The sequence below is a fragment of the Kribbella jiaozuonensis genome, from assembly GCF_005233875.1.
Classification (GTDB): Bacteria; Actinomycetota; Actinomycetes; order Propionibacteriales; family Kribbellaceae; genus Kribbella; species Kribbella jiaozuonensis.
Window position 1 is genome coordinate 65,504 of record NZ_SZPZ01000008.1, and the last position, 19,945, is coordinate 85,448.

Consider the following 19,945-nt stretch of genomic DNA (forward strand, 5'->3'; position numbering starts at 1 on the left):
ACCTAGACGAGCTTCTCGAAGAAGAACTCGTGCTTGAGGAACGACACGTCGTACTCGTGACCCGGGTACGGCGGGTTCAGCTGCGACGCCTGGAACAGCCGCCAGCCGTCCTTGAGCGCGTCCAGTCCGGTCGTGTACGGCGGCTCGTCGCTGTCACCCGTGGTGGGGTGCGTCTCGCCCGTGCCGTCGTACGTCGACCAGCCGACCACGCGCGCGTCCAGCGCGGAGGAGGCCAGGTAGAGCACCAGCACCTGCTGGCGCAGACCAGTCTGGACCGGGGTCTCTGCTGTGGCGGTCATACCATCTCCCTCTTGACCTTGGCGTGCGGGTTGTTGGCGCGGTCCGTCACGACACGCTGCGGCCGGTTCGAGACGCGCGTGACCCAGTAGTTCGGGTCGTACGTGTCGTCGCCGCTGATCGCGCGCCACAGCAGGATGCGGTTGTACCGCTCCAGCCGCCCGGTCGCGTTCTCGTACCACGGGAAGTTCTGCTCGAGCTCGGCCGCGACAGCGTCGTCGTACAGGTCGTCGGTGTTCCAGAGCCGGACCTGCCGGACGGTCGGGTTGAACCGGATCTTGAACATGTAGCGGTCCAGGTCGCTGTCGTTCTTGCGACCGCCGTGCCAGATCCCGTGGTGCAGGAACTGGACGGTGCCGGCCGGGCAGACCAGACGGGTCTGGCCGAGCAGGTTCTGGTAGCGGCCGGTGTCGGACTCGTTGGTCCGGCGCAGGTGGCTGCCGGGAACGCTGAGCGTGCCGCCCATCTCGAGCGTCACGTCCTGCGGGTAGTACATGAGTTGTACGTCGAACGCGTCGGTGCGGACGTCGATGATCGCGTCACCGTGCAGGTTCTGCGCCTCGCCCTCGTGCGCCTTGCGGATGTGGACGGCGTGGTGATCGACGGTCGGCTCGGGACCAACCAGGCTGTGGATGGCGCCGGCGACCTCGGGCAACTGGACCAGTCGCTCGACGAACTCGCTGTCCGCGAACGCCTCCGACAACGGGGTGCCGTACGGAACCCCCGGGATGCCGTTCTTCAGGACCTCGATCGCCTGCTGGTTCATGTCGTCCGGTACGACGGCATCCATCCGGAGCGCGCCGGTGGCCACGAAATGCGCCATCTGTACCGAGGTGAGCAGGTGCTTGCGATGCGGATGGGGCATCAAGACTCCCTGGTGGATAGTGGTTACTACTCCTCCAGCGTAAGTTTGGACAGCGTTGTCTCGCGTGGGCTGTGATCACCACTAGTGGTAATTTCTCACCATGATCGAACTGCAGCTGGCAACTCCGCCCGAGGTGCTGAACGTCGGTGCGGGGATCCACGGCGTGCGCAAGCGCAGGGACGTCTTCCGCCTGCCGGACCTCTGGCAGCTGCACCTGTACAACTACACAGCCGAGCTCACGCTGGACGGGACCGCCTACACCGTGGCTCCTGGCTATGTCTCGATCACACCTGCCGGTGCCTCGGTGCAGTTCGACTACCTGGGCCGTTCGGAACACCTCTACGCACACTTCCGGCCGCGTGCGTCCGGCTCGCCGTCACACGTCCCCGCCGTGCAGGACGCCACCGCGATCGCGCCTTTGCTCTCCACGCTGCTGCGGTCCGCCATCGAGTCCTCCCCGTCCGGCTCCGGCCGTACCACCGCCGAGGTCTGGACCGCTCTCTGGCGCATCGCCGAACTCACGCCGGCCACAACCGAGACCGGACACCCGGCTGTCGCCGCAGCCATCGCCTACATCGAGGCGAACCTCGCCCAACCCCTGACCGTGCCCGCGCTGGCCCGGCTGGCCGGCGTCTCGCACAACCACCTCACCCGTCTCTTCCAGCAGGAGACCGGTCAGACGGTGATCGCCTACATCCGCACCCGCCGGATGAACCGAGCTCGCCACCTCCTGGTCTCGTCCACGCTGTCCATCCCCGCGGTGGCCGCCTCGGTCGGAGTCCCCGACCTGCAGGCGTTCAACAAGACCTGTCGCCGGGAGCTCGGCGCATCGCCGCGCGGGGTGCGTAATGCGGTAGCCGGGGTCGGAGCAGCGGGCTAGCGTTCCGAGCATGTATGAACTGATCCCGGCCGCCGACGGCCCGCAGTACGACGAAGAGGCCGAGCGGCGCTTCGTCGAGGAGTGGCCGGAGTTCATCTTCCACGACGAAGGCGTCACGCCGTACCGGGATCGGCGGGTGCAGTACTTCCCGGACTGGGAGTTCTACCTGGTGTCGGACGAGCGGCTGATCGGGGGCTGCTGGGGTGTGCCGATCGCGTGGGACGGGACGGTCGGCGATCTGCCCGGCGGGTTCACGGACTCGCTGGCGCGGTCGGTGACGTCGTACGAGCAGGGCGTCGTACCGAACACGTTCGTGCTGATGGCGGCCGCCGTACGCTCCGACGAACAGGGCCAGGGCCACGCGGGCCGTGTCATCACCGCCGTCCGCGAGCGGGCGATCGCCCGGGGGCTCGGCCAGGTGATCGCGCCCGTCCGCCCGACCCTGAAGTCGAGCTATCCACTCACTCCGATCGAGACCTTCATGCACTGGACTCGTGACGACGGCCTCCCGCTGGACCCGTGGCTGCGCACGCACGTCCGCCTGGGCGCCACCTTGCTGGCACCGGCCCCCGCCTCCCAGACGATGACCGGCACGGTCGCGGACTGGGAGAAGTGGACCAAGATGCTGTTCCCGTCGACCGGCACCTACACGATTCCGGCGGGCCTGACGACTTTGACCATCGACCGCGAGGCCGACCTCGGGACGTACGTCGAACCGAACGTCTGGATGCGGCACGCCTAGGCCGAGACGGCGACCGGGAACGCCGTAGCGACGGCCGCGGTTCGGCTGTTCACGCCGAGGCGCTCGTAGATGTTCTCCAGGTGCTTGCGAACGGTGCCCTCGGCAACGAACAGCCGACGGGCGATCTGCGTGTTGGTGTGCCCGGCGGCGACCAGGCGTAGCAACTCCCACTGGCGGCTGGTCAGCTCGGGGATGCCGGCGCGGCGGCGCTCCAGATCGCGACGGATCTCGACCAGGTGCGGCCGGAGCAGCTGAAGCATCAACCGCTCACGCTCGGAGAAACCGGGCCCGGTGGTCCGGAACAGGAGCATCCGGCGGTCCTCGCCGTCGTGCTCCGGGAGTGGCACCACGATCTCGCTGCGTACTCCGTTCATCCGGTCCCACAGGCCCGCCTCGCTGTTCACCAGTTGACGCATGGACAGGTAGTCGGACGTCATCCAGACGCTTTCGTGGTCACCGGTCCGCTGGGGCCGGCTGCACGTCTTGTGCCGCCAGAACAACTGCCAGAACAGCTCGTCGCAGTCGTCGTCCAGCCCCGGAGGCACGCTGGTCAGCTCCTCCAGACCGACGAAGACGCGGTCGTGCGGCCGGCTCACCTGGAACGTGACGTCGTCGGCGGGGATCAGCTCGTGGAGCGCGCGAAGTACGTCCCGCGGGAACTCCTGGCCGGCGCTGTCCCATCGCTGGTGATCGACGACGTCGAGCATGCGGCGCAGATCGCGTTCGGTGACGGTCAATTGCTCCATGACTGCCCTCCCCCTGAATTCAGCCTAGGCCCGATCCGCTACCGGGCAATACGTCGAACTGCGTATGGCACGCGCGGACCCGGCGCGGCGACGGTGGATGGGGGGCGGCATCGCGCCGCCCGTTCTCGGGAAGGAACGACCGTGAAACTGCTGACTCGCCGGCTTGCGTTGCTGCTGACTGGATCGTTGGTTCTGACCGGGGTCGGATTGTCGCCGCCGCCGAGTACGGCCGGTGTGAGCGATGCCGCGCCGGTGCTGGATTGGAGTCGGTACGCGACGCAGGCGATCGTGGCCGGGCGTCCGCCGGCCAGCTCGGAGGTGTTGCTCGGGATCGTGCACGTTGCGATCGCGGATACCGTGGCTGGGCTCGGGTACGGTCGGCCGTTCAAGTTCGCCGTACGGCCGGATCATCGGGCGTCTCCTGCGGCGGCGGTTGCTACAGCGGCGTACGACGTACTGCGGGCTCGCGTGCCTAATGCAGCTGGGTTGGATTCGACGTACGCCGACTATCTGGCGCGGGTGCCGTCTGGGTCGGCGAAGGATCGCGGGGTGGTTCTGGGGCGGTCGGTGGCGGCCGCCGTACTGGCGTGGCGTGCGGGGGATGGGCTGGGCAACACCGTGCCCTATGTGCAGCGGACGCCGGGGCCGGGGGTGTGGGAGCCGACGCTGCCTACTCCGCCGGCGGATATTGTGCTGACGCAGGTCCGGCCGCTGGCGCTGCGGTATCGGGCGCAGTTCCGTCCGGACGGGCCGGATGCGCTGACGAGCAAGCGGTACGCACGGGACGTGGCTGAGGTCGCTTCGCTCGGCCGGGCGGACAGTACAACCCGTACGGCGAAGCAGACCGAGACCGCGATGTTCTGGTCGGAGCAGACCGCACAACAGTGGAGTCGGGCGCTGCTGCAGTTGGCGGCTGACCGGCACCTCTCAATGGCTGCGGCTGCGCGGATGCTCGCCCTGGTGCATGTGTCGGCCGGTGACTCGGTGATCGCCTGCTGGGACGCCAAGTTCCACTACCTGTCGTGGCGGCCGGTCCACGCGATCCAGCGCGCCAACACGGACGGCAACCCGCGTACGCACGCCGATCCGGGCTGGCAGTCGCTGCTGAACGTCAATCACCCGGAGTACCCCTCCGGCCATGCCTGCTTCACCGCTGGAGTGGCAGGTGCGTTGCAGGCGTTCTTCCACACCTCACACGTGCGCCTGTCGATGTCCAGCCTGGTCACCGGCACCACGCGCGTCTATCCGAACCTGTCCGCGGTGAGGGCCGACGTACGAGAAGCTCGGATCGTCTCAGGGCTGCACTTCCGTCACTCGATGGTGGACGGCGATGCACTGGGCACGCAGGTCGTCGGCTGGATCAGCGCTCGGCACTGACCGCCAACGCAGCCAGGCCGTGGTTGAGGATGCCCTTGACCACGGTCAGCGCGTAGGACTCGTCCGGTCCGGTGATGGCTTGGTGGGACCAGCTGATGACGTCCTCGAAGGCTCTGACGTGGCGGTAGTAATGGATGGCGTCATCGTCGAGGGTGTGGGGACCGTAGCCGGCGAGGAAGGCCTCGCGCTGGGTGGAGGTGGTGGGGCCGACGTCGCCCATGCCGCCGAGCATGAACATCAGGTCCTGCTCGCGGGGCGCGAAGATGACGTCGTCCCAGTCGATGAGGTGGAGGTGCTCGTCGACCAGTACGTTGCCGAGGTGCGGGTCGCCATGGCAGATCACCCGCGGGCCGGACGGCGCCGGCGGGCGGTTGGTGCGCAGGTCGGCGATGACGTCGTCGTACTGCTTCCACACCGCCGCCAGCTCCTCCTCGACCTCCCCGTCGGGTGTCTCGAGGCGCTTGTCGACCTCCTGCGCGATGGCCGGCATCCGTACGTCGATGTGGCTGTGCTTCGGCAACGCGTCCCGCAGCCGGTGCGGGGGTTCCGAATCATGCACCCGCCGGATGAGTACGCCGTACTCCGACCACTGCTCGTCCGTCAGCCCGCTCTGCGCCGCACGGACCCCGTCGATCCACGGCGTGATCGTCAGCCGCTTCTTTGCGTGGACGGACCACAGCCCGCCCTCCGTGGTCCGGATCAGCTCCGGTACGCCGGGCAGGCCGCTGTCCGCCAGGAACGCCGCCACCTGATGGCCGGTATTGGTCCCGGCGGCGCTCCACTTCACGGCGTACGTGTTGGTCGCCGTAGCGGCCTTCCACACCTGCGCGGCGACGTCAGCGCCGTACACGACCGGTGTGAGCTCGACCACCTCGAGCCCGAAGTCCGCCAGTAACCACTTCCGCAGCAACGTCTCACCCACGCCCGCCAGCATGCCCGGCAACCGCCCTCGGAGCGAGCCGATTACCGGGCGTCCGGGTCAGCGGTAGTTGACGAACTGCACCGCGAAGTCGAGCTCCTGGCCCTTGATCAGGGCCTGCACCGCCTGGAGGTCGTCGCGGCTCTTGCTGGAGACGCGGAGCTCCTCGCCCTGGATCTGCGCCTTCACGCCCTTCGGGCCCTCGTCGCGGATCAGCTTGGAGAGCTTCTTCGCGTTCTCCTGGGTGATGCCGGCGTCGATCGTCGCGGTGATCTTGTAGATCTTCCCGGACAGCTTCGGCTCGTCCGCGTCCAGCCCCTTGAGCGAGATCTGCCGCTTGACCAGCTTGTCCTTGAACACATCCAGTACGGCGCTCACCCGCTCCTCGGTGTTCGCCTGCATGTCGATCGCCTCGCCGGACCACTTGATCCCGGCGTCCACGTTCTTGAAGTCGAACCGCTGGCTGATCTCCTTCGCCGCCTGGTTCACGGCGTTGTCCACCTCCTGACGGTCCACCTTGTTCACGATGTCGAAGGAGGACTCCGAAGCCATGGGCACATCCTTTCCGATTTGCTGTCAGGGCCACTACCTGTTGTATCGTCTCCCACGCCGGTTCACGAACCGGCAGCACCCTGGCGGGTTGCCCGAGCGGCCAAAGGGAGCAGACTGTAAATCTGTCGGCGTATGCCTACGCAGGTTCGAACCCTGCACCCGCCACACGCGAGAAAAGAGCCCCTGACCTGCGGAAACGCAGACCAGGGGCTCTCGTGTTGTGTCCGGTGGTGTCCGGCCGCGTCCGGTGATCTACGGCTGTCCTTGCCCTATTCCTGCCCTAGCTAGAGGCCTCCTCCAACGCCGTCGCTGCCATGAGGACCCGGAGGGCAGTCTGGGCCTGGCCCTCGATGCAGCCCGCGTAGACCTCCAAGACGACCTTTGGCGGAGTTGCCCGCCCACTCCGAGACCTGCGTTGCAGTCACGCCGCCGTTGAGTTGGAAGGTGATGCCGGCGTGCCGAAGGTCGTACGGCCGGGCCGCGAGCTTCTTGGCGACCTGATCGTCGGTCAGGACCTTGTGGCGAGCCTTGGCCCCCACTCGGCTCACGGTGTTGGGGTGCACCGGCTTGCAGTAGGCCACGGGGACCGGGCGGCCGAAGCGTCCCGTGCGGGTGACGAACAGGTGGCCGTCCGGCCCAGCACCGAAGAGTTCGACGTGCCGCCTGAGCACCTGGACGAGTTCTGGATCCGCCGGAACTCGCCGGGTGGTGTTGTCGGGTCGGTGCTTGAGCGAACGCTCCTGTCGTACGGAGCCGTCATCGCTCCAGCGAGCGCCCGTCTGCTGTGTAGAGCCGTCGAGCAACAGCTCGCCCCAACCTTCATCCGGAAGGTCGATGAGATTGTCCAGGCTCAGGTGCCTGGCTTCTGCGGGCCGCATCATCGCGTAGTAGAGGCAGGCGAAGTACGCCTCCAGCCATGGGCAGAAATCACGGATCTCAGCCAGTAGCCGCTTGACGGTACTTCGGTTGGGCAGCTGACGCGGGTCGATTCGGACGCTGCTCCGCGGTGATTCCCACTGGATCGTGTCGAGCGGATTGGCAGGCAGCAGACCGAGCGGTACGGCGTACTGAATCGCCGCGTGCAACGTCGCTCGCCGCCTGGTGATCGTCTTTGCTGCGGCCGGCTTCCCGTCGCTGCGGGTAGCTAGCTTGTCGAGCACACCGGACAGGACCTCGTTCTGTTCAAGGTCCGCCACGTCCAGTGTGTTTCCTTTCAGCCATTCGATAGCCGACTCGTACTCCGTTGGCGGGACAGCCTGCACGATCGGCACTCCATCCCGCGCGACCTTGCTGAAAGCCCAGTTGTGCAACGCCTTCCGGATGTCTGCGTCCGTAGGCCGACCATTGCCGCGACCGAGTAACATCGTTGCATGCGGCGCACCCCTGGCGTCCCGGATTGAAGACGGTGTGCGCGCAGCGCGCGAGCGAGGCTGGCAGCCCTATGTCATCCCAACGGACGCTGCGCTTCCATGGCTTGAAGGGCAGGATCTAGCCGAGGTTTCAGTCGTCAGCGGCAACCGCGGTCCCGGCGAGCCTAAGCGCACGCCGAAAGCAGACGCGGTGGCTGTGGTGCCGACCACCTTCAATACGCTCAACGCCTGGGCGAACGGCAGCGCCAACACGTATCCGCTCACGATCCTGTGCGCGGCACTCGGCTCTCGTACCCCCATCGCAGCAGTCCCGTTCGCCAAAGACGACCTAGCCGGCCACCCGGCCTGGCTAGCGTCGCTGGCTGTGCTCCGCTATGCGGGAGTGCGAGTGATCGATCCCCATGACGGCTCGGCCGCATCGCTCAAGCCTGTTGTATACGGCACAGGGGATCGAGTCGCCGACAACTTTCGATGGGACTGGGTTCTCCGCGAACTCGAACCTCTAACCCAGTATCCAGGCGATCAAGAAGTTCTTAAATTTACATTTCCCAAATGCTAATCACTCTCGGTGCTCCACAGTTGGTCGGCGGCCATAAAGATTGAGTACGGTCTCAGCCGAATCCCTGACAATTCGCGAACCATGCAAGTCGAATAGAGCACGCACCTCCTGCTCGCACCATAGGGTCTCGGGAGTGAGCGCCTGATCACGTCTTGCTGCTGCCAAACCCTCCAAAGCTCCAAGCGCCACAGCAAGACCCGGCCTGGCAAGTAGCGAAATGACGCGGTCGGCTACCGCGTTTCCTAGGGCCAAGTCTGGCAGCACACTGAGGTATGCCAGCCATTTAGAAACGTTGCGCATGACGCGAGGATCCTGATCGTGAGACAGCTGTATCAGGATGATTTCTGGCCATTCCAGCGCCGGTGCGCTGACCGCCGCGAAAAAGCAGGCCCGTGCAGCCTCGCTGCGTACTCTACTTTCTCTCGAACCAACGTCGCGCAGTGTTGCCATCTGCATTTCTTCGGGTGTTGCGATATCGAACGCTAGATAGAAGCTCCGACACGCGGCGTCGAATTGCCCCTCTGGCAGTGCGAAAAACGTATGGTCTAAGTCATGGCCTGCCCACGGGATACTCTTCGAGGTCAACTCGGACTTAACTTCAGGAGGCAGTTTAAGTGGCCAAGCATGAGACATCAGGGCATCTAGTGCATCGAGCTTCCCGTCGTTTGGTAACGCAGGATCACTCAACGCGGCCGTTAGGCGAGGCCAAAGATCTGTTCTGCCCTGGGATGCAATGAGATAGGCCGCCATCGCGAATGGCGACCAGGTATATCCCGTATAAACGCCATTTACAGCGTCTTGTCGCATGGAATCTAATGTGCTTCCGACCGTTTCGACGGCCTTGTCCAGATCTGCACTCGATGGCGGTTCGCCAAGCAGGCCTTCTATCAATGCTGCGGTGTGCTCAAGCCCATCAAGTCTAGAAAGCACCTCTTTGGGCTTCGGGGCGTCAAGCGCTGCGTACACTCGAATGCAATCAATAGCAAGAACGTCTGGCGACTGACTTGCCACCTCAACGGTTTTGGCCCATTCCGCGCGAACATCCACTGAGACAGCCGGCCAATTGATTTTCGATGCCAACCTGGCCATGGCCGAAAATATCAATTGATCCGCTGCTGATCTCGGGAAGTCGACCAATTTTAGGGTCGAGGAAGCGATGTACTCCATGTCAACTTTTCGATTTCCAGAAACGATCGCATTGGCGGTCTTGAGTGCCTTTTCAACGAGCGACCAGTCCGCCGCGCGTGACCCTTTGACCCGACCGCTCGCGTTCTGGCTGGCATACCTGATTGCTAACCCTAGGCCGCGGTCACAGTGCAGCGTCGAAATCAGATCGGCCGCGAAGTCGATCAGAGCTAGATCCGCACTAGTAACAAATTCCTGGCTGTTTCGCGTATCGATTAGTTTCTCAGCCGCGAGCTTGATGGTGGCGAACGAGCCCTGAGCTCTTAGGTTGTCAAGGAACGGGCGGAGGTGATCCTCAGAATCTCCCTGCCTGAATAGCCGGATCGCCTCTTCGTACCACTCTAGGTAATTCGGCTCGCTTGACAGTCTGACGGCAAACACGTTTCCCACTGTCTGGCGCAGCCGTGCCGTGCGAGCCATATTTCCCGTTAATTCAGCATTTAGCAGCGATGAGTACAGGAGCTGAAGCGCGGTGTCGCCACCTCCCAGGATAATGCCCTGTCTTCCCCTGGGTGAATACTTCTGTTTGAATATCTCATCGACGACTGTGGTCATCGCTGACAATGCATCTTGTACTGGGCGTGCAGCTGCATTCGGAAACGGAGCCCTCACGACTTCGGTCCACGATCGGTCGAGGTGATCTCCAGTATTTACGAGAAGGGACCGCGCATTACTGGTCGTTAGTTCAGTCAGTCGACGCTGAGAAACAGCCGCATTCCAACTGATACCTCTAGATACTGCGAAATCGTCCCAGTCGTCGTCTAGATCGGCGAGAGTCTCAACTACCTTGCTCGCAAACGCGCGTGCTTCTGACTTACGACCGGACTGCAGGGATTGAAAAGCGCATTGTTGAAGTAGAATTCCGGTCGCCAGATTACGGGAAGAGGAGCCGCCGAGGGTACTATCCTGGATAGCTGAAGCGAGTTCTGCGAGCAAGCTGACGTAAGCGTCCGGCTTGTCGAGTTCGCTGCTCGAAATCGCCGCGAGAAGAGCAGCAGCCGCCCGTTGCCCCAATGCCAGCTCGTCATCTTCCGCCTCGGCGACCAAGCGGTTAAGACCATCCAGGATGCTTACGGATTCAAGAGCCTGCCGTGCGGCGTCTGGAATCGCATATCGCTCGATGGGGGTTCCAGGCTGGTTCTCTTGCCCGTCCTCTGAGAGGTCGCGATAGGTCGCATATTCTCGCCACTTGAACTGAACCACGAGAGCAAGTAACTCTGCGCCTTTCGCGCTGTCGCTTTTGAAGTTCGGATGTGGAGCAACGTCTCCGGGTGACAGGCAAGCTACGAGCCACTCGATGTGAAGGTCGCCGCTACTGCTCGTCATCACTCAATCTCCCGGTCAGAGATGCGGGTATTCCGGGCCTGGTCTAAGAGGGCCTGCATATTTTCGACTTCAACTGTAAATAGCAAATTCGAGGAGAGGCTTGATTGAAATTCGTCTTCGGTGGCGCAGATGATGAACTGGGCGTCGTCTAGATCATAGCCCGCCGCCTGAAGGAGGCGGTGGCCGTCCTCGGTCGTTATCGGCTCGTCTGCGAAGTCCACGGCAGCCAAGATCAGAGGAGTTTCGGGATAGCTCTCCCTGGCACTTCTCATCTTGGCGAGCGTCCGCTTCTTGACCAGCGCCTGTTGAGCCGCGGAGAACGCAATCACGATCGCAGTGACGTTCGAAAGCTTCATGTTCTGCTCTTCAAGCCGAACGCATAGTGCGTCTGGGTTGACGGCCCTTGCTGTGGTCAGAAGTCTCTGACGCCACGAGCCGTCGAGAAATGGGGACGCGTAGAACAGGACCACTGGCTGCGACCGTGGCTTCCTCTCGAGTTGCGGTTGCGCTAGCTCCTCAGCGGGTTGCGCCGCGCTGCTCATCGCCGGCGCGCCTGCGCCTTGCGAGAGCGCGACCGGCCCGTTGAAGGTCGAACCCTGCAGGTTAATCGTGGGTCCGGGGCCGCTGGTTACTTGGCCTCGATCGACCCAGCGGCGTCCCAGGAGGATGAGTGCCGTCAGAGCGATCGTCGTGCCAGCTACGAACCACCACGAATGCTGCCGGACGTAGTCGAGCGGACCGGGCCACTTATCCAGGCCAGCTGCCCTATCGAGCGCGAGGCCACCCACCTGGCCGACCCAAAGAAGACCGACGGCGACGACTGCCGCCCAGAGAGCTTCCCGTCGGCCCACTTACGCTCCACAGATTCTTGTGGTGGGTGGCACTCACGGTGCCGTCGGGTAGGTAGCGTATCGGTTGAAGTGACCGAGATCACTCGCGACCCCGCCCTCATCGGGGTTCGGCTGCGAGGCCGGCCGGCTCTTGGCATCGGCCGAGCGATCTGGGCGACCGACGGGAAGCTCGCCTGACGGCGACCAGCCGGTCACTTGGAGCCAACCATGCAGCTCCGTGCGTGTCCGCGGTTCCTGACGCTCGGCCGAAGGACTGACACACCTCGAACTGGCCAGGTCAACACTGATCACGGCGACGGGGGCATCGGACCTTGCAAGGAGGAGTAGGCGCGCCCTAGCCATGCCCTGAGGGTGGCAGGAAGGGGCATTTCTGCTGGTAAGAAGGCGTTTGTGGACTGGGCTGTAAATCTGTCGGCGTATGCCTATGCAGGTTCGAACCCTGCACCCGCCGCCAGCTTCCAGCAAGCGTGACAATGGCCCTTGACCTGCGGAAACGCAGACCAGGGGCCATCGTCATGTATGGGTGTCAGTGTCCGGCTGTGTCCGCCCTCGTCCTGGCCATCGATGCAGCCCGCGTACACCTCTAACTGTATGTTGGGAAGCCACTGCTGCGTCATAGCGTAATGAAATGGCAGGAGCAGACACAGGCAAGATGCCGAATGACCAGGTTCTGCGCTGGGCGGCCGAGGCGGTTGGTGGGACGAGCGTCGTTTCGGCCGAGGGCCTGACCCGCGGCGAGCACCGCCCTTCGGGCACGTTCCGGCTGGGGATCGAAGGACCGGCGGCCCGGACCAGGGACGTGATCTTGAAGGTCCCTGTCCGGGGATGGATCGCCGCCGCGTGGGTGATCACGAACGCACGCGCGCTTCAGCTGGCCGAGACTCATCGCCTGGCCGCGCCGCGGCTGATCGCTTCGGATCTCGACGGGAAGGCGAGCGGAACCGTCGCCACCCTGGAGACCTTCCTGCCCGGCAGTGCCGGTCTCTCGCCGACGGTTTCGGTCGCCCGCCTCCGCGAAGCGGGAGCGGCCCTTGCCAGGGTCCACGCCTTCAGGCTGGATCCGCAGGACCACCTGCCATACCGGCCCCGGCCGTGCGCCGTCGACGACCGCGCCGATGAACGCCGGCGGGGCCTGATGCCGACCACACCTTTGCTGCAGCAGGCCGACGAGCGGGTCAGGTCGCACGGGATGCCGGCAGTCGCGTCGGTGTTCGTGCATGGTGACGCCTGGGGCGGCAACATGCTGTGGGAGGGTGACCGTTGCGTTGCGCTGATCGACTGGAATACAGCCGGGGCTGGTAATCCGGGCGTCGATCTCGGCAGCCTGCGGATGCAGATGACCCTTCAGTACGGCCAGGACGCGCCGTCCCATGTGTTGGAGGGCTGGGAGCGGCAGGCGGGCCGGGAGGCAGTCGGCGTGCCCTATTGGGATGCCGTGGCCGCGCTGAACACGCCGACGGTGATGGACGGTTGGGCGGGATTCGCCGACGACGGTAGCCTCCTGGGCGCCGCTGCCGTCACCGAAAGGCGCGACGCTTTCCTTCGCACCGCTCTCAGCCAGTGGTCATAAAGGTCGCTCGCTCACCTGTGGTGGTTGGGTTGGGTGGCTGGCTCACCGCCTGTGGTTGGGGTGGTGGGGATACTGGTGGTGCGGCTGGATTGGTCGTGTTGGAGGAGTTGGGTATGAGCCTCATCGGTGACCTTATTGGGTATGTCTTGTCGGCGTTCATCCTCTTGTTGATTGTGCGGATGGTGTTGGACTGGACAGGGGTGTTGGCCAACGGCCCGCAGTGGGCTGGGCGGTTGCGGGCGGTTACGCATGCTTGGACCGAGCCGGTGATTGCGCCGGTGCGGCGGCGGTTGCGGCCGGTGCGGGCCGGGGGGTTTGCGCTTGATCTGGCGTTTACGGCGGTGTTCTTCGCGGCGCTGATCTTGCGGTCGATCGCGTTCAGCTTGTAGGAGCGGCTTTGTAGAAACTTTTGCTGGTTGTGTCGGAATCGGGTCTTGGTGTTCGTAGCGTGGGTGGAGGCGGGCGTGGGGTCCGCCCTAGCTAAGGAGCAGGCATGCCTGAGTACCTCATGTACTTCAACCAGCAGTGGGTGGGTGACCACACCGAGGAGTGGTTCCGCGGGCGCGGGCCGCTGGCCAAGGCGGTTGTGGAGGACATGAAGACGGCCGGGGTGTACGTGTTCGCCGGGGGACTGGAAGAGGAGGACGGCCCGATCTACGCGGCCGACCCGACCAGTGGCGAGGTGCTGATCACCGACGGGCCGTACGTCGAGTCCAAGGAGTTCCTGGGCGGGTTCGCCGTGGTCGACGTGCCCGACGACGAGACCGCCAAGATGTGGGCGGGCAAGGTCGCGGAGGCCTGCGGTTGGCCCCACGAAGTACGCCGCTTCAAGTAGCCGAGGTTAGCGACCGTCGATCGGGACGGCTTCGTACGCCGGGATGAGTTCGCTCATGCGGGCGTCGGAGTCGCACCGGCCGCCGCCGGCGAGGTGGGAGGCCAGGTCCTCTAGGTGGATCTGGAGGCCGGCGGCGAACGCGGCGATCCAGTCCAGGCGGAGGCCGCGTTGCTCGAGCACGAGGATGGTGTCGTCCCCGTCGGCGGTCAGGACAGCATCGACGACCTGCTCGTTCGAGGCCTGCGCGCCCTTGTTCGCCACCGTGAAGTGGCGCGGTGGCTCGCAGGCCTCGACCCGGCCGGTGACGTTCGCACCGCTGGAGAAGAAGTGCGCCTGGTAGCTGCCGCCAAGCTCGAGGTCACCCTCGAAGTCGCCCAGCCACTGGGCCAGCCGGCTGGGATCGGTGAAGGCCGACCACAGATCGTCGATGCCGGCGCGGAACCGGTTCTCGATGTGCACGATTCCCTGACCGTCCGCTGAACGCAGACTTCCCAAAACCTCAGTATTGGCCACCGGTACAGACTGCCGACTTCGCGGCGGCGGCGGAAGTACCAGCGCGTGGTCGAGCGGTAACTGGCCTACATGTTGACCTGATGGCGTCGTCAACGGTTAACCGAACCGTTGTCGAGCAGGTGAAGAGTGGCAGCTCCTGCCATCGCGCCTTCAGAAAGCACAGGTCAACGGTGAAATCTCGTCATCGCTTGGCGACAGGGATGGTGGCCGCCGCGGCCGCCGCATCCCTGTGGTCCCTCCCGGCTCTCGGGTACGCCGCCGACGCGCCGGCCGGGGGTCTCGCCCTGGTCAACACGACCGAACTCGTCGGGCCCGGCATCGCGCTCAATCACGTGAAGAGCGTCGACCAGCGTGGTTGGGTCGACGCGCAGTACCTCAGCATCGATCTCGCTGACAAAGCCGTCAGCACCGACCTGCTCACCTCTGGCCCGGTCGCTTCGGGCGGCCCGCTGAGCGTTTCCGCCAACAAGGCCGGAGCGGTCGCGGGCGTCAACGGCGAGTTCTTCGACATCGGCAACAGCAACGCTGCGCTCGGTGGCGAGGTCCAGAACGGTCAGCTGATCAAGTCCGCCGACGCCGGCGGCCGCCAGCACGTCGGGGTGAGCAAGGACGGCATCGCGCAGTTGGTCGACCTGGCCGTGGACGCGACCGCGACGTTCGCCGGCACCGACCACAAGGTCCTGACCCTCAACGCTGCCAACGGTGGCGGCGTACCGGCGAACGGTCTGGTCGCCTACACCCCGGCCTGGGGCGAATACAGCCGCGCCCGCGGATTCGCCGGCGTCACCGACCTCGCCGAAGTGCTTGTCCAGAACGGCAAGGTCGTGAGCGTCAGCCCGACGGCCGGCTCCGGCCCGATCCCGGCGGACGGCTTCTACCTCGTCGGCCGCGACGCATCGGCGACCGCGCTCCGGGCGCTGCAGCCGGGCGATGCGCTGACGCTGCACTACGCACTCGCCAACGACGTTGCCAAGACGATGAAGTTCGCCCTCGGCCAGGGCGGCACGATCGTGAATAAAGGCCAGGTCGTCCCCGGCCTCGACACCTCCATCGCCCCGCGTACGGCGCTCGGCTTCAAGAACGGCGGCCGGACCCTCGTGCTCGCCACCTGGGACGGCCCGGGCGGCACCGGCAAGGGCGGTATCGGCATCGACCGTGAGGCCCAGGAACTCGCGGCCCGCGGCGTGGAGACCGCCGTCAACCTCGACGGCGGCGGCTCGACCACGATGGTCGCCCGCGCTCTCGGCGAGGACGGCGTCTCGGTCCGTAACAACCCGTCGGACGGCCAGGAGCGCAACGACCCCAACGGCGTCGGCGTCTTCGTCAGCCGGGGTGACGGCAAGGTCGACCAGCTCCTGCTGAAGCCCGGCGCAGGTCAGGCCGCGGCCGACGGCGGCATCAAGGTCTTCCCGGGAATGCACCGCCGGCTCGCCGTGAAGGCGGTCGACAACCACCTGACCCCGGTCACGCCGGACCCGAAGAAGCTGGTGTGGAAGGCGAAGGGCGGCAGCATCAAGGACGGCTCGCTCACCGCCGGATCACACGGTCCGATCACGGTCAGTACGACGTACGGCAAGACCCACGCGGCACAGCAGGTCGACGTACTCGGGCCGCTGAAGAGCCTGAAGCCGTCGACCGCCAAGTTGTCGATCGCGGACGCGACCGCGGCCGACGCCGTGAGCGTCGCCGTCACCGGCCGCGACGACCAGGGCTACACGGCGCCGGTCGACCCGCGGGACCTGAAGCTGGACTACGACCACAGCGTCGTCGACGTGCAGTCCGTCGACGGCAAGCTGAAGATCACCCCGCTCACCAACGCCGGCACGATCCTCACGATCTCGGCCGCGGGCCAGTCGGTGAAGCTGCCCATCACGGTCGGCGTGCAGACCAAGGTCCTGTACGAGTTCGACGACGACGTCCTCGCGCGATGGAACAACAACAGTACGGCGGCCACGACCCGCTCGGTCGACCCGGACGGATTGCGCATCGACTTCCCCGCGATGCGGAACGTCGGCATCTCGGCCAACGGCGCCGCCAACCGGATCCAGGTCCCCGGCCAGCCGTTGCGGCTCCGGCTGCGGATCAAGTCGAGCATCGACGTACCGAGCGGCCTCGACTACGTCGGTCTCATCGACGGGAACGGCAAGTCCCTCGGCGTGTACGGCACCGGACTCAAGGCAGGCCCGGACTACCAGAACGTCACCTGGACGCTGCCGGCCAACACGGTGTACCCGATCTCGATCTCGTCGTTCCAGGGGATCAACACCGCGGTCGCCCAGCAGAAGGCCGGCACGTTCGTGCTCGACCGGTTCGAGGCCGACGTACCGACGTCGGTCGACCTCCCGGCCCAGCCCGACCTCGTCGCCGATCCGCTCGTCTCGACCGACGGCAGTCTGGCCGGCGGTCATGACACCTGGAAGTTCGCGACGCTGTCGGACGTCCAGTTCACCGCCGACAACCCGGCCCTGTCGCAGGTCGCGACGGCGGCCCTCGCCCGGATCCGCAAGACCCACCCGGACCTCGTGGTCCTGAACGGCGACATCACCGACCGCGGTCTGCCGGAGGACCTGACGCTCGCGCGCAAGGTGCTCACCGATGCGGGCTGCGACCTGATCCCGGTCGGCCACGAGCCGCCGCCGAACAGCACGCCGAACCCCAAGGGCTCAACCGTCCCGTGCTACTACGTGCCGGGTAACCACGAGTCGTACGGGCTCAACAACGTCCAGCAGGACCTGACCAACTTCACCAAGGAGTTCGGCCAGCCGTACCGGACGTTCGACCACAAGGGCACCCGCTTCATCCTGCTCGCCAGCTCGCTCGGCAGCCTTCGTGCGTCGGACTGGGACCAGCTCCCGATGCTGAAGACGGCGCTCGACAGCGCCGCGCACGACCGGTCGATCCACAACGTCATGGTCTTCGCGCACCACCCGGTCGACGACCCGGAGGAGACCAAGTCCAGCCAGCTCGGTGACCGCGACGAGGTCGCGCTGATCGAGAAGATGCTGACCGACTTCCGCGGCAAGACCGACAAGGGCGCCGCGATGGTCGGCTCGCACGCGCAGGTCGCCAACGTGCACCGCGTCGAGGGCGTGCCGTACACGGTGCTCCCGTCCTCCGGCAAGGACCCGTACGGTACGCCGGACCGCGGCGGCTTCACCGGATGGGTCGACTGGTCGATCGACGCACACAAGCCGGCCGACCAGCAGTGGCTCGAGGCCGACGTAAGGGCGTTCGCGCAGTCGATCACGCTCACCGCGCCGACCTCGCTGAAGGCCGGAACGTCCACCCAGCTCAGCGGCAGCATCGTCCAGCCGGAGGGCGTCGGCGCCGGTACCCGCGTCGTACCGCTGCGCTACCCGATGTCGGTGCACTGGAGCGGCTCGTCGGGCCTCGCCATCGGGTCCGGTTCCGAGGCGATCAAGAAGGCGCGGTATGCCGGGAAGGTCGCCGTACTGGATCCGGCGACCCGCACTCTGACCGCTCTGCGTCCGGGCACCGTCACGGTGTCGGTCACGAACGACTCGATGCGCCCGTACACCGACGACGCATCGCTGGCGCCGGTCACGACCTCGGCGACGATCACGGTCGGTCGCGGCTGATCCACGCGGTTCGTCGAGGCCCGGCCGGGAACGCCCCCGGCCGGGCCTCGGCCTGTGCGCCACGCCGGTGGGGAATAGGGTCTGCTTGGGCGGGAGTTGTCGGTTATGACGGAGTGTCCGAGCGAGGAGAGCAATGAAACCCACTGAGTTCGTCAAGGTGAACGCACAGTTCTGGGGGGAGCACCTGAAGGAGGCGGCCGGGCACCTGCCGGTGAGCCACCGGGGTGAGCTGGCCGGGCCGATGCTGTTCCCGCGGATGATGGTGCTGACCGAGACGCCGGACTGGAACATCCTCGAACTGGTCGGACTGAGCCGTGAGTACCGCAGCCCCGAAGTACGGCGGCAGAAGCGGGCGAGCGTCGAGGAGTACTTCGGAGTCGGCGAAGGCACCGTGGTCGCGAACCTCGAAGGGCAGAACTGGTTCAAGGACGCGACGATCGCGACCGAGCAGGGCCGGCAGTCGCTGGACAAGCGGTTCCCGACGGCGGCGAACATGCTCGGCACCGAGGTGGTCGGCCCCGCGGACGAGCTGCTGCGGTTCGCGCCGGGCAACTACTCGACCTTCGACCGGACGCTGCTCGTGCACGGCACCGGCGACTCGCTGCGCGCGCACTGGGTGTTCTTCGCGCTGGCGATCCACCGCTCGGAGCCGGTCGACAAGTACCTGGACTTCCTGCGCAACTACTCCAACTCGCAGCCGCACCTCGACCCGATCGGCACGATCAGCCTGCCGGTCGACCCGGCCGAGCTGAAGGCGGACGCGTTCGACAGCACGTACCTCGCGCACGGTCTGCAGGACGCGACCGTCGACGAGTTCCTCGAGAAGCACGAGAGCATCCTGCTGTCGACGTTCGGCGCGACCCGGTTGCTCCGCCAGCCGTCGCTCGACGACGACCTGCAGCCCGACTTCATCCTCGAGCGCGCCGACGGCCGTCACATCGTCGGTCGCCTCGAGCTCCCGGTCGTCGATGTGGTCAACGGCAAGAAGCGTCGTCGCTCGTTCCGTACGCCGATCCTCGAGAGCGCCGCCGAGCTCGAGCAGTACGCGGAGTACTTCGGCACCGCGGACAACCGCTCGCAGGTGAAGTCGAAGTACGACGTCGAGGTGACCGACCCGCGGCAGCTGCTGATCGTCCCGAGCCAGGAGACGGTGGTGCCCGCGGTCGGGGTGGAGATCGTCGACTACGACACGATCCTGCGTCTGCACCTGGCCGGCCAGTGACGCAGTACTTCGTCCACGGCCGCGATCGGGCCGGCACCGGCGACCTGAAGGGGCGGCTGACGGAGGAGCACTGGGCCTTCATGGACCGGTACGCCGAGGAGCTGATCGCCCGCGGCCCGACCCTCACCGAGGACCGGGAGGAGTCGACCGGCAGCCTGCACATCGTCGACCTCCCGGACGACGAGGCCCTGAAGACCTTCGCGTACGACGAGCCGTACTACCTCGGCGGCGCGTTCGACACGGTCGAGCTGTACCGCTTCCACAACCACACCGGCCGCACGATGTGGGAGTTCACGACCGCCGTCGAGGGCCTGGGCCGCTACCTCGTCCTCACCAAGGACGGCCCGCGACCGCTGACGTCGGACCACCTGATCGTGTACGGCGACCTGCTCGACGGCGACGTACACGTAGGGCGAGCGGGTCTGGTCGAAGCGCCCGACGCGGCAGCTGCGGCCGAGTTGCTGCAGGCCGCGGACGCCGAGGTACATCCCTGGGAGTTCGGCGGCAGGCGGTAGTGAATTGGCCCCGGATTCATCT

Annotated in this window: 19 protein-coding genes and 1 tRNA gene; 11 read left to right on the top strand and 9 right to left on the bottom strand. The window is 65.7% G+C overall.

Features of this window, described 5'->3' with window-relative positions:
* Positions 1-2 precede the first annotated feature (2 nt).
* Positions 3-299, bottom strand: coding sequence for a hypothetical protein (locus FDA38_RS41605; RefSeq protein WP_202877811.1), 297 nt, complete (start codon positions 297-299; stop codon positions 3-5).
* Positions 296-1,162 carry a phytanoyl-CoA dioxygenase family protein gene (locus FDA38_RS41610; RefSeq protein WP_170989862.1) on the bottom strand — a complete coding sequence of 289 codons (867 nt, stop codon included), beginning with the start codon at positions 1,160-1,162 and terminating at the stop codon, positions 296-298. The genes FDA38_RS41605 and FDA38_RS41610 overlap by 4 nt, the downstream gene beginning before the upstream one ends.
* Positions 1,163-1,262: 100 nt before the next feature.
* Here FDA38_RS41610 and FDA38_RS41615 point away from each other — a divergent pair, with 100 nt between their 5' ends.
* Together FDA38_RS41615 and FDA38_RS41620 are read left to right on the top strand one after the other, a co-directional pair.
* Entirely contained in the window at positions 1,263-2,042 is a 780-nt protein-coding gene (locus FDA38_RS41615) for an AraC family transcriptional regulator (protein WP_137256669.1), read from the top strand.
* Positions 2,043-2,052: 10 nt separating this feature from the next.
* On the top strand, positions 2,053-2,784 hold the full coding sequence (locus FDA38_RS41620; RefSeq protein WP_137256670.1) for a hypothetical protein: 732 nt from the start codon (positions 2,053-2,055) through the stop codon (positions 2,782-2,784).
* Here FDA38_RS41620 and FDA38_RS41625 read toward each other — a convergent pair.
* A complete protein-coding gene (locus FDA38_RS41625; RefSeq protein ID WP_137256671.1) occupies positions 2,781-3,530 on the bottom strand; it encodes a helix-turn-helix transcriptional regulator in 750 nt (249 codons plus the stop codon). The two genes, FDA38_RS41620 and FDA38_RS41625, sit on opposite strands and share 4 nt — an antisense overlap.
* A gap of 141 nt (positions 3,531-3,671) precedes the next feature.
* Between FDA38_RS41625 and FDA38_RS41630 the strand changes: the two genes are divergently transcribed.
* A complete protein-coding gene (locus FDA38_RS41630) occupies positions 3,672-4,907 on the top strand; it encodes a vanadium-dependent haloperoxidase (RefSeq protein WP_137256672.1) in 1,236 nt (411 codons plus the stop codon).
* On the opposite strand, the gene FDA38_RS41635 is transcribed toward FDA38_RS41630, so the two are convergent.
* The gene (locus tag FDA38_RS41635; RefSeq protein ID WP_170989863.1) at positions 4,891-5,829 is read right to left on the bottom strand and encodes a phosphotransferase enzyme family protein; all 939 of its coding nucleotides are present in this window, start codon (positions 5,827-5,829) and stop codon (positions 4,891-4,893) included. The two genes, FDA38_RS41630 and FDA38_RS41635, sit on opposite strands and share 17 nt — an antisense overlap.
* Before the next feature lie 57 nt (positions 5,830-5,886).
* Positions 5,887-6,378, bottom strand: a complete 492-nt coding sequence (locus FDA38_RS41640) for a YajQ family cyclic di-GMP-binding protein (RefSeq protein ID WP_137256674.1) — start codon at positions 6,376-6,378, stop codon at positions 5,887-5,889.
* Between the two features lie 82 nt (positions 6,379-6,460).
* Here FDA38_RS41640 and FDA38_RS41645 point away from each other — a divergent pair.
* Positions 6,461-6,543, top strand: a tRNA-Tyr gene (locus tag FDA38_RS41645).
* 119 nt (positions 6,544-6,662) lie between these two features.
* On the opposite strand, the gene FDA38_RS41650 is transcribed toward FDA38_RS41645, so the two are convergent.
* Positions 6,663-7,574 (bottom strand): tyrosine-type recombinase/integrase, encoded by a 912-nt coding sequence (locus FDA38_RS41650; protein ID WP_137258553.1) that lies wholly within the window; start codon positions 7,572-7,574, stop codon positions 6,663-6,665.
* A gap of 124 nt (positions 7,575-7,698) precedes the next feature.
* On the opposite strand from FDA38_RS41650, the gene FDA38_RS41655 reads away from it, so the two are divergent.
* Complete coding sequence (locus FDA38_RS41655) at positions 7,699-8,307, top strand: flavoprotein (RefSeq protein ID WP_137258554.1); 609 nt, start codon at positions 7,699-7,701, stop codon at positions 8,305-8,307.
* Here FDA38_RS41655 and FDA38_RS41660 read toward each other — a convergent pair whose 3' ends face one another.
* Positions 8,308-10,818 (bottom strand): hypothetical protein, encoded by a 2,511-nt coding sequence (locus FDA38_RS41660; RefSeq protein WP_137258555.1) that lies wholly within the window; start codon positions 10,816-10,818, stop codon positions 8,308-8,310.
* Positions 10,818-11,669: a hypothetical protein gene (locus FDA38_RS41665; protein ID WP_137258556.1), complete on the bottom strand. Its 852-nt coding sequence runs from the start codon at positions 11,667-11,669 to the stop codon at positions 10,818-10,820. The genes FDA38_RS41660 and FDA38_RS41665 overlap by 1 nt, the downstream gene beginning before the upstream one ends.
* 628 nt (positions 11,670-12,297) lie before the next feature.
* Between FDA38_RS41665 and FDA38_RS41670 the strand changes: the two genes are divergently transcribed.
* The 3 genes from FDA38_RS41670 (at position 12,298) to FDA38_RS41680 (ending at position 14,074) form a co-directional block, all read left to right on the top strand.
* Positions 12,298-13,239 carry an aminoglycoside phosphotransferase family protein gene (locus tag FDA38_RS41670; RefSeq protein ID WP_137258557.1) on the top strand — a complete coding sequence of 314 codons (942 nt, stop codon included), beginning with the start codon at positions 12,298-12,300 and terminating at the stop codon, positions 13,237-13,239.
* 113 nt (positions 13,240-13,352) lie between these two features.
* A complete protein-coding gene (locus tag FDA38_RS41675) occupies positions 13,353-13,628 on the top strand; it encodes a YggT family protein (protein ID WP_137258558.1) in 276 nt (91 codons plus the stop codon).
* 104 nt (positions 13,629-13,732) lie between these two features.
* Positions 13,733-14,074 (top strand): YciI family protein, encoded by a 342-nt coding sequence (locus FDA38_RS41680; protein WP_137258559.1) that lies wholly within the window; start codon positions 13,733-13,735, stop codon positions 14,072-14,074.
* Positions 14,075-14,080: 6 nt separating this feature from the next.
* Here FDA38_RS41680 and FDA38_RS41685 read toward each other — a convergent pair whose 3' ends face one another.
* A complete protein-coding gene (locus FDA38_RS41685) occupies positions 14,081-14,569 on the bottom strand; it encodes an SRPBCC family protein (RefSeq protein ID WP_202878000.1) in 489 nt (162 codons plus the stop codon).
* Between the two features lie 206 nt (positions 14,570-14,775).
* Between FDA38_RS41685 and FDA38_RS41690 the strand changes: the two genes are divergently transcribed.
* The 3 genes from FDA38_RS41690 to FDA38_RS41700 all read left to right on the top strand — a co-directional run bounded on the left by FDA38_RS41690 (position 14,776) and on the right by FDA38_RS41700 (position 19,923).
* Positions 14,776-18,186 (top strand): phosphodiester glycosidase family protein, encoded by a 3,411-nt coding sequence (locus FDA38_RS41690; RefSeq protein WP_170989983.1) that lies wholly within the window; start codon positions 14,776-14,778, stop codon positions 18,184-18,186.
* Between the two features lie 133 nt (positions 18,187-18,319).
* Positions 18,320-19,408: a hypothetical protein gene (locus tag FDA38_RS41695; RefSeq protein WP_137258562.1), complete on the top strand. Its 1,089-nt coding sequence runs from the start codon at positions 18,320-18,322 to the stop codon at positions 19,406-19,408.
* On the top strand, positions 19,405-19,923 hold the full coding sequence (locus tag FDA38_RS41700) for a YciI family protein (RefSeq protein ID WP_137258563.1): 519 nt from the start codon (positions 19,405-19,407) through the stop codon (positions 19,921-19,923). The genes FDA38_RS41695 and FDA38_RS41700 overlap by 4 nt, the downstream gene beginning before the upstream one ends.
* Positions 19,924-19,945 lie beyond the last annotated feature (22 nt).